12 protein-coding genes are annotated in these 13,654 nt (G+C 67.1%); 5 read left to right on the forward strand and 7 right to left on the reverse strand.

The window, feature by feature from the left end:
- Positions 1-80: 80 nt before the first annotated feature.
- The 4 genes from AC1DEY_RS16970 to AC1DEY_RS16985 all read right to left on the reverse strand — a co-directional run bounded on the left by AC1DEY_RS16970 (position 81) and on the right by AC1DEY_RS16985 (position 2,846).
- Positions 81-179: a 30S ribosomal protein bS22 gene (locus tag AC1DEY_RS16970; protein WP_003792170.1), complete on the reverse strand. Its 99-nt coding sequence runs from the start codon at positions 177-179 to the stop codon at positions 81-83.
- Positions 180-383: 204 nt separating this feature from the next.
- Positions 384-605: a helix-turn-helix domain-containing protein gene (locus AC1DEY_RS16975; RefSeq protein WP_476868984.1), complete on the reverse strand. Its 222-nt coding sequence runs from the start codon at positions 603-605 to the stop codon at positions 384-386.
- 199 nt (positions 606-804) lie between these two features.
- Positions 805-1,917: a 3-deoxy-7-phosphoheptulonate synthase gene (locus tag AC1DEY_RS16980; RefSeq protein ID WP_476868985.1), complete on the reverse strand. Its 1,113-nt coding sequence runs from the start codon at positions 1,915-1,917 to the stop codon at positions 805-807.
- Between the two features lie 326 nt (positions 1,918-2,243).
- Positions 2,244-2,846, reverse strand: a complete 603-nt coding sequence (locus AC1DEY_RS16985) for a TetR/AcrR family transcriptional regulator (protein ID WP_441409689.1) — start codon at positions 2,844-2,846, stop codon at positions 2,244-2,246.
- Between the two features lie 109 nt (positions 2,847-2,955).
- Between AC1DEY_RS16985 and AC1DEY_RS16990 the strand changes: the two genes are divergently transcribed.
- From AC1DEY_RS16990 to AC1DEY_RS17000, 3 genes are all read left to right on the forward strand, one after another.
- Positions 2,956-4,242, forward strand: a complete 1,287-nt coding sequence (locus AC1DEY_RS16990) for an MFS transporter (RefSeq protein WP_476868986.1) — start codon at positions 2,956-2,958, stop codon at positions 4,240-4,242.
- Positions 4,243-6,741 (forward strand): beta-glucosidase, encoded by a 2,499-nt coding sequence (locus AC1DEY_RS16995; RefSeq protein ID WP_476868987.1) that lies wholly within the window; start codon positions 4,243-4,245, stop codon positions 6,739-6,741.
- Between the two features lie 196 nt (positions 6,742-6,937).
- Positions 6,938-8,287: an alpha-hydroxy acid oxidase gene (locus AC1DEY_RS17000; protein WP_476868988.1), complete on the forward strand. Its 1,350-nt coding sequence runs from the start codon at positions 6,938-6,940 to the stop codon at positions 8,285-8,287.
- A gap of 76 nt (positions 8,288-8,363) precedes the next feature.
- Here the strand turns inward: AC1DEY_RS17000 and AC1DEY_RS17005 are convergent, their stop codons facing one another.
- Together AC1DEY_RS17005 and AC1DEY_RS17010 are read right to left on the reverse strand one after the other, a co-directional pair.
- Positions 8,364-8,966 carry an ArsR/SmtB family transcription factor gene (locus AC1DEY_RS17005; RefSeq protein WP_476868989.1) on the reverse strand — a complete coding sequence of 201 codons (603 nt, stop codon included), beginning with the start codon at positions 8,964-8,966 and terminating at the stop codon, positions 8,364-8,366.
- 81 nt (positions 8,967-9,047) lie between these two features.
- Positions 9,048-10,271: an acetoin utilization protein AcuC gene (locus tag AC1DEY_RS17010; protein WP_476868990.1), complete on the reverse strand. Its 1,224-nt coding sequence runs from the start codon at positions 10,269-10,271 to the stop codon at positions 9,048-9,050.
- 118 nt (positions 10,272-10,389) lie between these two features.
- On the opposite strand from AC1DEY_RS17010, the gene AC1DEY_RS17015 reads away from it, so the two are divergent.
- On the forward strand, positions 10,390-11,820 hold the full coding sequence (locus AC1DEY_RS17015) for a TrkH family potassium uptake protein (RefSeq protein WP_476868991.1): 1,431 nt from the start codon (positions 10,390-10,392) through the stop codon (positions 11,818-11,820).
- A gap of 40 nt (positions 11,821-11,860) precedes the next feature.
- Complete coding sequence (locus AC1DEY_RS17020; protein WP_026266712.1) at positions 11,861-12,499, forward strand: potassium channel family protein; 639 nt, start codon at positions 11,861-11,863, stop codon at positions 12,497-12,499.
- 70 nt (positions 12,500-12,569) lie between these two features.
- On the opposite strand, the gene proC is transcribed toward AC1DEY_RS17020, so the two are convergent.
- Positions 12,570-13,403 carry a pyrroline-5-carboxylate reductase gene (proC, locus tag AC1DEY_RS17025; protein WP_476868992.1) on the reverse strand — a complete coding sequence of 278 codons (834 nt, stop codon included), beginning with the start codon at positions 13,401-13,403 and terminating at the stop codon, positions 12,570-12,572.
- Positions 13,404-13,654: the final 251 nt, after the last annotated feature.

Consider the following 13,654-nt stretch of genomic DNA (forward strand, 5'->3'; position numbering starts at 1 on the left):
TCGGACACCGCCGGCAGGAAGGCAAGAAAAATGCCCGCCGCCTGGAAGGCAACGGGCATTTCATGCAGTGCGAAGTATTGCTACTTCTTATTGCGACGCTGGTGGCGCGTCTTGCGAAGCAGCTTGCGGTGCTTCTTCTTGGCCATACGCTTGCGACGCTTCTTAATAACTGAACCCACGAAAGTTCCTTACCGGCTAGATGCAGTACCTGCCTGTTGGGAAGGGTCCGCGGGCTAAGCTGCAGACTGAAACAACTGACAGGTTCTTACAATGACGTAAAACGTTCCTTAACAGGGTACCGCCTCCGCGAGGCACCCCACGACCGCGGGCCCGGTGAGGGCCCAAAGCAGCCGATTGATGTTGTGAATGTTGCCGCGGACTGTTCAGCCAGTCCCGGCGTGACCGTCGTTCCGGTCGACGACGGCACCCTTGAGGTACTGTTCGACGGCGTTTTCCGGAACGCGGTAGGAGCGGCCGAACCGCACGGCCGGCATCTCCCCTGAATGTACAAGTCGGTACACGGTCATTTTTGATACCCGCATCAGTTCCGCGACYTCGGCCACGGTSARAAARCGSGCSTTGGAGAAGTTGGCCTCCGWAGACATTTCCCTATTCCTTTGCTCCAGCGAACGGCWGCCCCACCTGTTGACATGGCGGTGTGCCGATGCTGAGCCATCAAACAACCATGTGTTAGCAACACTAGTTGCTCATGGTGCCAATGTGAAAGGCTTCCGCAGGAATCCCCACACGATTTCCGCAGGAATCTCGAAATTCCCTACCGCGCCGGCACCACCCTTTCGCGGCTCAGGAACGCGTCCGGCGCGTGCGGGCCGAGGCGGCCAACTGGCTGAGGACCGACGCCGTCACGTCCCAGTCCATGCAGGCATCGGTGACGCTCTGGCCGTAGACCAGCTCGTCCCGATCCGCGGCGGGCACGGAGACGTCCAGGTTCTGCGCCCCGCCCACCAGGAAGCTCTCCAGCATGACGCCGGCGATGGCCCCGGCAGCGGCTCCCGCACTTTCCAGCTGGGAGCCAATTTCGAGGGCCACCTCGGCCTGGCGGTGGTGGTTCTTGCCGCTGTTGGCATGGCTGGCGTCGACGATCAGGCGGGGGTTCAACTGCTTCGCGGCCAGCTTGGCGGACGCCGCTTCAACGTCGGCGGCGGAGTAGTTGGGCCCCTTGCGTCCGCCGCGGAGGATGATGTGCGTGTCCGGGTTGCCGGCAGTGGCCACGAGCGCTGCCCGCCCGTCGTCGTCAATGCCGAGGAACGCCTGGGCGGCGGCAGCGGCGCTGCACGCATCCAGCGCGACTTGGAGGTCGCCGTCGGTGCCGTTCTTGAAACCGATCGGCATCGACAGCCCGGAGGCCAGCTGGCGGTGGATCTGGCTCTCCGTGGTGCGGGCACCGATCGCGCCCCAGGCGACGAGGTCGGCGACGTACTGGGGGCTGATGGGCTCCAGGAACTCGGTGGCTGTGGGCAGGCCGAGGGCGGTGACCTGCCGCAGGAAGGCCCGGGCAGCGCGCAGGCCCGCTGCGATGTCGTGGCTGCCGTCCAGCCGGGGATCGTTGATCAGGCCCTTCCAGCCCACCGTGGTGMGCGGCTTCTCGAAGTACGTGCGCATGACGATCAGCAGGTCCTCGCGGTGCTTCTCGGCCTGGCTGACCAGCCGGCGCGCGTATTCCAGCCCGGCCTTGGGGTCATGAATGGAGCAGGGGCCAACAATGACCAGCAGCCGGTCGTCCACGCCGTCCATGATGGCCCGGACCTCGTCCCGGCCCCGCCCGACAACATCTGCCATGCGGGCTTCCAGCGGCAGTTCCGCCATGAGGTCCTGGGGGGTGGGCAGCGGGGTGAACTCGCTGACGCGCAGGTTCGAGGTGGAGTTCTGGGTGTCGGCTGCTGCTTCGATGCTCATTTTCGGGTCCTGTTCCGGATGCGGAGCGGGCCCTGATCAGAACCCGCCGGAGAAATGGCGAAGGGCAGAGAATGATCTCTGCCCTGTTGGCTCTGAAGGAAAGTTGGATGCGTGTCAGTTAGACGCGGGCCCCTCCAGAGCCAACGAAAAATACGCATACCAACGGTTAGTCATAGCCCCGACCATAGCCCGGGAGCCGCAGCCGGGGCAAACGCCCGGCGTAACATTTCACCGGCACAGGCCCGCGGCAGCCCCCGGCCACGGAGCCGCAAGCCGCCGAGAGAGCAGTTCACGGCAGTGTTTGGCGCCGACACTGCCGCGACGTGTCATCTCGGCGCAGTACCCTGCGACGGAGCCAGCAGCACGTCGACAAGCTGGGTCAGGCCGTCAGCCATGTCGACATCCTTGTCATATAGCCACTGCAGCTGCAGGCCGTCAAAGGCTGCGATCACCAGCCTGGCCAAAACGTCCGGCGCAACGTCCGTCCGGACAGTCCCGGCGTCCTGGCGGCGCACGATGTCCTGGCTCAGTTCCTCCACCAGCTGCGCATACCTGTCCTGGAAGTAGCTGTGGGAATCATGCCCGGGATCATTGGCGGTCGCCGACGCCACTGCGTACAGCGTGGTGAGGCCCGGCTCGTGCCGGTTCCGCTCGGCAACGACGGCCAGCGAAGGCAGCCCTACGTCCCCGGCCCCGCCGACTTCCCGGCTGCGGCGGTCGCGTTCGGCGAGAACCGCCGTCAAGAGTTCCTGTTTGCCGGTGAAGTAGTGGAAGAGCGTTGCCTCCTTGACCCCGACCAGTTCGGCAACGCGCTTCAGGGCAGTGCCCTCAAAGCCCTCCGTGGCGAACACGTCCGTGGCTGTCCGGACGATCTGCTCGCGGCGTTCGGCCCCTTTTGCGTAGGGTCCGCGGGTCTTCGACATTGACATTGGTCCAGCTTATTTCACTTTTTTCAGTAAAAACCTAGTCACACTCGGTTTTTGTGGCTACGATCATTCGCAGGGCCCAACGGAGGGCCACTTTTCGTCAGGAGGCAATGTGGCCGTCAGGACCATCAACCAGGATTTAGCGGCTCAGTCCGCCCGCCAGGCTCCCAGCAGCCTGGACACTTCAAGCAGCAAGGCCCCGCGCGCCTACGTGATCGGGATGCCGATCGCGAGCGCCGGCCTCTGGATGGCGGTGCTGGCGCCGGCCATCGTTGTCCTGGCCATCAAGGTTTCCGAAATCACGACGCCGGACACCCGCGCCGGGGCCCTGAGCCTCGTCGCCGGAGTCGGCGCTGTGGTCGCCCTTCTCGCCAATCCGTTCTTTGGCCGGCTGAGTGACCGCACGACGTCCCGCTTCGGGATGCGCAAGCCCTGGATCATCGGAGGCTCACTGACGGGACTCGTTGCGCTGTTCTTCCTGGGTTCGGCCACCGGCGTTCCGGGGGTTCTGGTCGCGTGGATCTTTGCCCAGCTGGGGTTCAACGCGGCCCTCGCGGCTCTCGTCGCCACCCTTCCGGACCAGGCCGCCCCGTCGGAACGCGGCCGCCTGTCCGGGCTCATCGGCATGACCCTGTCGGTCGGGCTTGTAGCCGCGGCGTTCTTCGCGCAGCTCTTCGACAACGCCCTGCAGATGGCCGTTGTACCCGGCGTCGTCGGGACCGCCCTGGCCATCGGCTTCGCCTTCACCTTCAAGGACCGTGTCCTTACCGAGAAGCCCGCGCCGCTGAACCTCAAGGAGGTCCTGGGCTCGTTCTACTTCAATCCCCGCACCTACCCTGGCCTGGGCTGGGCCTGGCTGACCAAGTTCATGGTCTACGTCGGCTACTGCGCGGCCCTGCTCTACCTGCCGTACTTCTTCACCGACCAGCTCCACGTAGCCCCGTCCCAGGTCACCACCCTGGTCTTCCAGGCGACGCTGATCAGTTCCGCAGGCACGGTGCTGACCAGTGTGGCCGGCGGTTGGCTTAGCGACAGGATCGGCAAACGAAAAGGCATGGTGATCGCCTCCGCGCTGATCATCATGGTGGGCCTGATCGTCATCGCCACCTCCAGCACCACCGACCAGGTCCTGGTGGGCCAGGCCATCGCGGGACTCGGCTTGGGCTGCTTCGGCGCCGTGGACGTGGCCCTCATCGCCGACCTCCTGCCGGGCACGCAGTCCGAAAACGCCAAGACCTTCGGCGTATTCAACATCGCCCAGGCGCTCCCGCAGTCCCTGGTGCCCGCTGTCGCCTTCCCCGTGATCGCCCTGGGCGGATACCCCGCCCTGTTCCTCGGCGGCGCTGCCGTCGGCATCGTCGGCGCCATCCTCGTCACCCGCATCAAAGGAGTCAAGTAAATGAATCCCGCCCTGTCCCCCGCCGTCCTGGCCCTCTCCCCGGATTCCCCGGACGCGGAGGCCCGGATCCGCGAGCTCGCTGCCGGGCTGAGCCTGGCTCAGCAGATCCAGCTGCTGACCGGCGCCGACGTGTGGTCCACGCACGCCATTCCCGAAATCGGCCTCACCCGCGTTGTCATGTCGGACGGCCCCGCCGGCGTCCGCGGCGAGGACTTCGATGAGCGCCACGACTCCGTCTCGCTGCCGTCCTCCTCCGCCCTGTCCGCGACGTGGAGCGTTGAGACCGCCCGCCGCTACGGCCAGGTCCTCGGGCAGGAGGCCCGGCGCAAGGGCGTGCACGCCGTCCTCGGCCCCACCATCAACCTCCACCGTTCGCCGCTGGGCGGACGGCACTTCGAATGCATGAGCGAGGATCCCCGCCTGACCGCGACGCTGGCTGCCGGGTACGTCTCCGGCGTGCAGTCCATGGGCGTCGGTGCCACCCCCAAGCACTACCTCGCCAATGAGGCCGAGACGGACCGTTTTACCTCAGATTCCGTTGTGGCCGAGCGCCCGCTGCGCGAGCTCTACCTCGCCGCCTTTGAAGATGCCATCACTGAAGCCCGCGCCTGGCTCGTGATGAGCTCGTACAACTCCATCAACGGCACCACGGCCAGCGAAAACAAACTCCTCGAGACCCCGCTCTCCACGGAATGGGGGTTCGACGGCGTTGTGGTCTCTGACTGGACCGGTGTCCGGTCCGTGGAAGCCGCCAACGCACACCAGGACCTGGAAATGCCCGGTCCCGTGGGCCACTGGGGCCCCAAGCTGCTCGAAGCGGTCCGCGACGGCCGGGTCAGCCGGGACGCCATCCTGGAAAAGGCCACCCGCATCCTGCGTCTTGCGGCCCGGGTGGGATCCCTCGAAGGTTTCACTCCCGCTGTGACAGGCCTGCCCGCTCAGCTGGATGGTGCCGCCATCGCCCGTGAAGTGGCGGTGCGCGGCGCGGTGCTGGTCCGCAACGAGGGCGGGATCCTGCCACTGGACGCCGCGAAGCTGGGCAGCGTGGCCGTGATCGGCCACAACGCCCAAGAGGCGCGGACCCAGGGCGGCGGCAGCGCCACGGTGATGCCCAAATACACCGTCTCGCCGTTGGAGGGACTCCGGAAGGCCCTGCCCGACGACGTCGACGTCACCTACGTCCGGGGCGCCAAGGTGGCCGAAGGCATCCAGGCGTTCCCGCGCACGTCGCTGCACAACCCGGTATCCGGCGTGCCCGGACTCCGCGTCACGTTCCTCGCAACGGACGGAACGGAGATCTCGGGCGAAGACCGGCTTGCCTCACACCTGATCTGGTTCGGCGTGGGCATTCCCGAAGGCACCGCAGCCATCCGGATGGAGGCCGACTGGACCCCGGAAACGGCCGGCGTCCACCACCTCGGCGTCGGGACGGTGGGCCAGATCCGGCTCGCCCTCGACGGGGACGAGGTCTTCAACGGCGAGCTTGAGGACGACACCGACGTCCTCGGCGCCGCCTTGTTCGACCCGCCCAAGACCGTCCACATCCTTGAGGCCGCGGCCGGCCAGAAGGTCCGGATCGAGGCAGAATACCAACTGCCGAAGCAGCAGGTCATCCCGTTCACGGCCATCCTGCTCGGCGAGGAAACAGTGGTCACCGATCCCCAGGCGGAAATCGACGCCGCCGTGGCAGCCGCACGGAACGCTGACGTCGCGGTCGTCGTCGTCGGCACCAACGCGGCGATCGAATCCGAGGGTTTCGACCGCAAGGACCTCGATCTGCCCGGCCGGCAGAACCAGCTGGTGGAGGCTGTTGCGGCGGCCAATCCGCGCACCGTTGTTGTGGTCAACTCCGGTTCCCCGGTGCTCATGCCGTGGCTGGAGAAGGTGGACGCGGTCCTGCTGGGCTGGTTCGGCGGCCAGGAATTCGGCACCGCGGTGGCTGACATCCTGCTGGGCGCCGAGGAGCCGGGCGGCCGGCTGCCCACGACGTGGCCCGCGGCCCTGACGGACGTCCCGGTCCTGGACACCACGCCGGTCGACGGCAAGGTGGTGTACTCCGAAGGCATCCACATCGGCTACCGCGCCTGGCTGCGGCAGCAGGCCGGCGGCGGAGCTGCACCGGCCCTGCCGTTCGGCTTCGGCCTCGGGTACACGACGTTCGAACTGGGCAGCCCGCACGCTCCGGCCTCCGTTCCCGCCAACCAGGATGTCCTCGTGCACGTCCCGGTCCGGAACACGGGGACGCGCACCGGCCGCGACGTCGTCCAGGTCTATCTGGACCGCGCCGACTCCGCCGTGGAACGGCCGGTGCGCTGGCTTGCCGGCTACGCCGGAACGCACCTCGCGCCCGGCGGCACGGAGAGCGTTGAAATCCGCATTCCGGCACGGGCGTTCGGCCACTACGACGGCGGCTGGCAGTTCGAGACCGGCACCTTCCGGTTGCTGGTGGGCCGCCACTCGGCGGACGATTTCCAGGCCCTGGACATCGAACTGCGCTAGCTTCCTGGCCGGCACCGTCGACTGAACGGGCTGTTGGCGGCAGTGTCCCTCCGCGGGCGCTGCCGCCAACTGCGTTCCGGGCGCGCACACGGGCAGGGAAAGCCGCCGAAACAATAAGGACGAAGGGGCTCGGAAAACATCCCCGCTAGAGTGTTCTGGAGCACACGCTGAAGATCCTGCAGAACCGGAGGCAGCAATGAGGCAGACCGTCCCGCCCGGCAACCCCGAGGCTCCCACCACTCCCAAAGCCACCGCGCCGGACGCTGGGGCCTCCTTATCCGGGCAAGGCACAGCCGCGACGGCCGCCGGCGGGGTCCCTGCCGCGCTGAAGCGCCGCGTGCCCAGGTACGCGGACCTTGCTCCGCTGATGCAGTTCAAGAAGCCGGGGTTCAGCCGGGCCGCCAGGCTGCGCCGGGCAAGCACCATCTGGGACCTCCGCGACATGGCTAAACGCCGCACTCCGCAGGCCCCGTTCGACTACACCGACGGCGCCGCCGAGGCCGAAATCAGCCTCCGACGCGCCCGCCAGGCCTTCCTGGACATCGAGTTCCGGCCCGGAATCCTGCGGGATGTCTCCAGCATTGACCTCAGCACCGACATCCTGGGCGGACCCTCCCGCCTGCCGGTGGGGATCGCGCCCACCGGCTTCACCCGGATGATGCAGTCCGAAGGCGAATACGCCGGTTCCCGGGCCGCCGAAGCCGCCGGCATCCCCTACACCCTCTCCACCATGGGCACCGCGTCCCTCGAGGACGTCGCCACCGCGGCACCGGCGGGCCGCAACTGGTTCCAGCTCTACCTATGGACGGACCGGGACCGTTCGCTGGAACTGATCCAGCGTGCCGCCGCCGCGGGCAACGACACCCTCATGGTCACCGTGGACACCGCCGTCGCCGGCGCCCGGCTCCGCGACGTCCGCAACGGCATGACCATCCCGCCCGCGCTGACCCTCAAAACCGTCCTGGACGCCTCCTACCGGCCCGCCTGGTGGTTCAACTTCCTCACCCACGAACCGCTGACCTTCGCCTCCCTGTCCCGGTACACCGGCACGGTCGCGGACCTCATCAACTCCATGTTCGACCCCACCCTGACCTRCGCCGACCTCGACTGGCTCCGCGAGACCTGGAAGGGCAAGCTCGTGGTCAAGGGCATCCAGACAGTCGAGGACGCCCGCAAGGTCGTGGACCACGGCGCGGACGGGATCGTGCTCTCCAACCACGGCGGCCGCCAACTGGACCGCGCCCCCATCCCCTTCCACCTGCTCCCCGAGGTCTCCGCCGCCCTGAAGGCAGACCACAGCGACGCCGCGATCATCCTGGACACCGGCATCATGAGCGGCGCGGACATCATCGCCGCCCTGGCCCTCGGCGCCGACTTCACCCTGATCGGCCGCGCCTACCTCTACGGCCTCATGGCCGGCGGGCGCGCCGGAGTGGACCGCGCCCTGCAAATCCTGGAAAAAGACATGCAACGCACCATGGCCCTGCTCGGCGTCACCCGGATCGCGGACCTCACCCCGGACCACGTACGGATCCTCACAAAGTAGCCGGCCGGCACCCAACTGACTCGCAGCAAAGGCCGTTCTGAGCACCCAGAACGGCCCCTGCTGCTAGCTAGTTGGGTTACTTCTTGCGGCCGAACTTGGGCAGGTTGGCCAGGAGGTCAGCGGCCTTGGTGGCGGCGCGGCCCACGGTCCGCCCGATCTGCTGGGGCATCTTGTCCTCGCCTGCGGTACCGACCGGGATGACGACGGCGGGGCTCAGCGAGCTGCCGGCGGGGCGCCCCGCCAGTGCGGCGGCAGGCTGTGCGGCGGCGGTCTGTGCGGCCGCCTGTGCGGCGACGGCCTGCGCGGAGACGGGTTGCGGGCTGGCCGCCGCAGCCAGTCCAACGGCCAGTCCATCCGGGGCGGCGACGGGGCGGGATTCAGGCAGGCGCGCTGCGGCCGGGTCGGCTGTCGCCGCGGGGCCGACGTCGAACGCCTGCAGCCAGGTGGCGATCCCGGCAAGGGGTTTGGGGTTGAGCGTGTAGAAGCGCTTCTGGCCCTGGGCGCGCATGCTCACCAGGTCCGCTTCCCGCAGGACTTTGAGATGTTTGGAAATGGTGGGCTGGCTTGCTTCAAGCTCCTGGACCAGTTCCCCCACCGCTTTGTCCCCCTTGCGGAGGGCTATCAGAATGTCACGCCTGGTTGCCTCAGCAATGACGGCAAATACGTCGTCTGTCACCATGTCCTCCACACTAGCGACATATACGCCAGATGGCATCCACCAATTGATGCCCCCAAACAGGGTTGCAACCCCGGCCCGGAATTAGTCGAACCAGGGGTCCAGTCCGTGCAGGGGAAAGACTTCCTTGCGGGTGGCCATGATGGTGCGGTCCACCGCGTCGTTGGGGTCGAAACCCACTTCCCAGGACCGCCACCAGAGGTCGACGTCGTCGCCCATCGCTTCCGGGGGCTCCACACCGAACCGGTCCCCGTACTTGTCTTTGACGTAGCTTCGCCAGTCCTCCGGCACCGGGGTCCGCAGCGGTATAGGGCGGCCGGCGGCGATGGCGATGAGGTGGCTCCAGGACCGCGGCACCACGCTGACCACGTTGTACCCGCCGCCCCCCGTGGAAATCCACCGGTTCTCGCAATAGCGCGCGGCGAGGTTGCCGATTGCCGTGGCGGCCTCGCGCTGGCCGTCCACGCTGATGTTCAGGTGGGTGAGCGGGTCAAGCCGGTGCGAGTCGCAGCCGTGCTGGCTGACGATCACTTCCGGTTCGAACGCGCCAATGAGCTGGGGCACGACGGCGTGGAAGGCCCGCAGCCACCCGGCGTCGGCGGTGCCGGCCGGCAGTGCAACGTTCACCGCGCTGCCCTGGGCGTTCGGGCCGCCGATCTCGTTGGCAAAGCCGGTGCCCGGGAAGAGGGTCAGCCCGGACTCGTGCAGCGAAATAGTCAGCACGCGTGGGTCATCCCAGAAGATGCTTTGGGTGCCGTCGCCGTGGTGCGCGTCGATGTCGACGTAGGCCACACGCCGGACACCGCCGTCGAGCAGCCGCTGCACCGCAAGGGCAGCGTCGTTATAAATGCAGAAACCGCTCGCGCGGTCCCGGGAGGCGTGGTGCATCCCGCCGCCGAAGTTCACGGCCCGCACCGCACTGCCGTCCAGCACGGCAGCTGCCGCCAGCAGGGACCCGCCGGCCAGCCGGGCGCTGGCTTCATGCATGCCGGCAAAGGCGGGGTCATCCTCGGTGCCCAGGCCCCTGGCGTGGTCAGGAGTGTCAGGGTTTTCGCTGACCTGCCGGACGGCGGCCACAAACTCCGGACTGTGGACCGTGCACAGTTCCGCGTCGGCCGCGACGTGCGGAGCCGCGACCGTGACGTGGTCAAGATCCAGAAGTCCCAGGCTGCCGGCCAGCTTCGCGGTGAGCTCCATGCGCTCCGGCGCCATCGGGTGCGAGTGGCCGAAGTTGTAGGCGGTCATGGCAGGAGCCCACACCACCGTCGTCGGCAGCGCGGTCTGAGCGAGTCCGGGCAGGAATGTCATCAATCACAGGCTACCTGAGCGGTTCCCGGCTTCCCGCGCGTGCAAGGGTGCTTCCCCGGCCATTACCCGGCGTTTAGTGGTTTACTACTTGGGGAAGAAGTTTCAACCGAGGAAAAACATGACGCAAAGCCAGTCGAGGTCTACGAGCCCGGCCAGCTGGCAGCCAGGCATGCCGGAGCGGGAAGGCCTGTGGATCTTCACACGCCTGCGCGACTTCATTGACAGCATCGCAAACAGCTCGCCGGCCCGCCTGGCGCTTACGGCCTTCGGCGTCGTAATCCTGGTCTTCACCGTTTTGCTCTCGCTGCCCTTAGCTTCCGCGACGGGACAGGTCACACCACTGCATCAGGCGTTCTTCACCGCGGCGTCCGCTGTCTGCGTCACGGGCCTGACGGTGGTCTCCACGGCTGTGCACTGGTCCTTCTTCGGCCAGCTCGTGATCCTGGTCGGCATTTTCGTGGGCGGCTTGGGCACCTTGACCCTCGCGTCGCTGCTGGCGCTCATGGTCAGCAAGAGACTCGGTGTCCGCGGCAAGCTGATCGCCCAGGAAGCCATGAATGCCGGCCGGCTCGGCGAAGTGGGTACGCTGCTGCGGATCGTGATCGTGACATCCGTGGTGATCGAGGCCGCCCTGGCGCTGACTCTTATCCCCCGTTTCCTCATCCTCGGGGAGAGCTTCTGGCAGTCCGTCTGGCACGGCGTCTTCTACGCCATTTCGTCCTTCAACAACGCTGGATTCACGCCGCATTCGGATGGAATCGTCCCGTACGAAACAGATCTCTGGATCCTCGTCCCGCTCATGCTCGGGGTATTCCTGGGCAGCCTGGGCTTCCCCGTGGTCATGGTGCTGCACCAGAACGGGCTGCGGTGGAAGAAATGGAACCTTCACACCAAGTTGACCATCCAGGTGTCCTTGATCCTCCTGGCCGCCGGGACGGTCCTGTGGGGCTTCCTGGAGTGGGACAACCTGCGCACCATCGGGGACATGGACCTCGGCGACAAGATCACGCATGCGCTGTTTGCCTCAGTCATGCTGCGCTCCGGCGGCTTCAACCTGGTGGACCAGAACCACATGGAGTCCACCACCATGTTGCTCTCCGACGCCCTCATGTTTGCCGGCGGCGGCTCCGCATCCACGGCCGGCGGCATCAAGGTCACCACCATCGCCGTGATGTTCCTGGCGATCACCGCCGAGGCCCGCGGCGACGCTGACGTGAAGATCTATGGCCGCACCATCCCCGAGGGCACCATGCGCGTGGCCATTTCGGTGATCGTCGCCGGCGCTACCCTCGTCTCGGTCTCGGCCCTCCTGCTCCTGCACATCAGCCACGCATCCCTGGACCGGGTCCTGTTTGAAACGATTTCCGCCTTCGCCACGGTAGGCCTAAGCACCAACCTCAGCGCGGAGTTGCCGCCGTCGGGGGTTTACGTCCTCGCTTTGCTCATGTTTGCCGGGCGCGTCGGGACGGTCACCCTTGCCGCCGGCCTGGCCCTGCGCCAGCGCAGCCAGCTGTACCACTACCCGGAAGAGAGACCGATCATTGGCTAGTTCCTCAGGCGCCGTCAACCGCCCCGCCCACAACGCCCCCGTGCTGGTGATCGGGCTGGGCCGTTTTGGCGCATCCACCGCAGAGCAACTGGTCAAGCAGGGCCGGGAGGTCCTGGCCATTGAACGGGACCGCACCCTGGTCCAGAAGTGGGCGAGCGTCCTGACCCACGTCGTGGAAGCCGACGCCACCAACATCGATGCCCTCCGCCAGCTTGGCGCCCAGGAATTCAGCTCCGCGGTGGTGGGCGTGGGCACCTCGATCGAATCCTCGGTGCTGATCACGGTGAACCTCGTGGACCTCGGGATCGAACACCTCTGGGTCAAGGCGATCACGCCCTCGCACGGCAAGATCCTGACCCGGATCGGCGCCAACCACGTCATCTACCCGGAGGCCGACGCCGGCGTCCGGGCCGCGCACCTGGTCTCGGGCCGCATGCTGGACTTCATCGAGTTCGACGACGACTTCGCGATCGTGAAGATGTACCCGCCCCGCGAGACGGTGGGCTTCACCCTCGATGAGTCCAAGGTCCGCTCCAAGTACGGCGTGACGATTGTGGGCGTGAAGTCCCCGGGCGAGGACTTCACGTACGCGCGGCCCGAAACCAAGGTGTCCTCACGGGACATGCTCATTGTTTCCGGCCACGTGGACCTGCTCGAGCGGTTCGCGGCGCGCCCCTAGGGCACAACAGGAAGCGCCGTCGCCGGCGGGCAGGGCCGATCAGCGTCGTCCCGCTGCCGGCCGGGCTGGCTCAGGCGAGCTGCCGGGTGATTTCCGCTGCGCGCGCAGCGGCGGCGCGGGCGCCGTCGGCGATGATGGCCGGAAGTCCCCGCTCGTCGAAGGTGGCGATGGCCCGTTCCGTGGTCCCGTTCGGGCTCGTGACCGCCTTGCGCAGCGCGGCAGGATCCGCACCGGGCTCGGCCAGCATGAAGCCCGCCCCGGCGACCGTCTCGCGGGCCAGCAGGAGCGACAGCTCCGGGTCCAGGCCCAGTTTCGTCCCTGCATCAGCCATGGCCTCCGCGAGGTAGAAGGCGTAGGCCGGTCCCGATCCGCTGATCGCCGAGAGGGCGTCCACCTGGTCTTCGGGAATCTGCACTACCGTGCCGACGGCCGCGAGGATGTCCTTGGCGTGCTGGAGCTGCCCGGCGGAGCAATGGGTTCCGGGCGAGACGGAGACGACGCCGCGGCCCAGCTTCGCAGGAGTGTTCGGCATTGTGCGGATGACAGGCTGGCCGGCAGGGAGCGCCGCTTCCAGCTGCTCCAGGGAGACTGCGGCGGCGACGCTGATGACGATTGTTTCCGGCGACAGGGAGCCGCTGATTTCCCGGGCCAGGTCCGCGATGCCCACGGGCTTGACGCCGAGGATCACGACGCCGGAGCCGGTGGCCGCCTGCTTGTTGTTGTCGGGCTCTTCTTCGCCCGCGATGGCCGTGATCCCGTGGTGCCTCTGGGCCAGTTCGGCGGCACGCTCGGCCCTACGGACGGTAGCGACGATGTCGGCCGGGTCGACGCCGCCGTCGATCAGCCCGCCCAGAATTGCCTCGTTCATTGACCCACAGCCCAGGAATGCGATTCGGTTGCTCATGCCCCCATCATTGCAGTCTGACCTGATTCCCAGCCAGCTCACACCTTCAGCGCAGTCAGTGCACAACTTTGGACCCTAACGTAGTAGATACCTCATTGAGGGTGCGAGTGATGCAGCAGGCATGCGGATGCCTGCGCGGTACCGGCGGTCTGCAGCGGATTTTTTCCATTTTTCCCGCGGCGGACGGCCGGTGCCTTTGCCGTTTAAATGGCCAGTCCCGGCCGGCCAATCCCGGCCGGCCAGTCCCATCC

The sequence above is a fragment of the Arthrobacter sp. 05T47 genome, from assembly GCF_056395825.1.

Bases quoted from the DNA above. Each gene is read 5' to 3' on its own strand.
- AC1DEY_RS16985 (WP_441409689.1), bottom strand. From the start codon at position 2,846: ATGTCAATGTCGAAGACCCGCGGACCCTACGCAAAAGGGGCCGAACGC.
- AC1DEY_RS16995 (WP_476868987.1), top strand. From the start codon at position 4,243: ATGAATCCCGCCCTGTCCCCCGCCGTCCTGGCCCTCTCCCCGGATTCC.
- AC1DEY_RS17005 (WP_476868989.1), bottom strand. From the start codon at position 8,966: ATGGTGACAGACGACGTATTTGCCGTCATTGCTGAGGCAACCAGGCGT.
- AC1DEY_RS17010 (WP_476868990.1), bottom strand. From the start codon at position 10,271: ATGACATTCCTGCCCGGACTCGCTCAGACCGCGCTGCCGACGACGGTG.
- AC1DEY_RS17015 (WP_476868991.1), top strand. From the start codon at position 10,390: ATGACGCAAAGCCAGTCGAGGTCTACGAGCCCGGCCAGCTGGCAGCCA.
- proC (WP_476868992.1), bottom strand. From the start codon at position 13,403: ATGAGCAACCGAATCGCATTCCTGGGCTGTGGGTCAATGAACGAGGCA.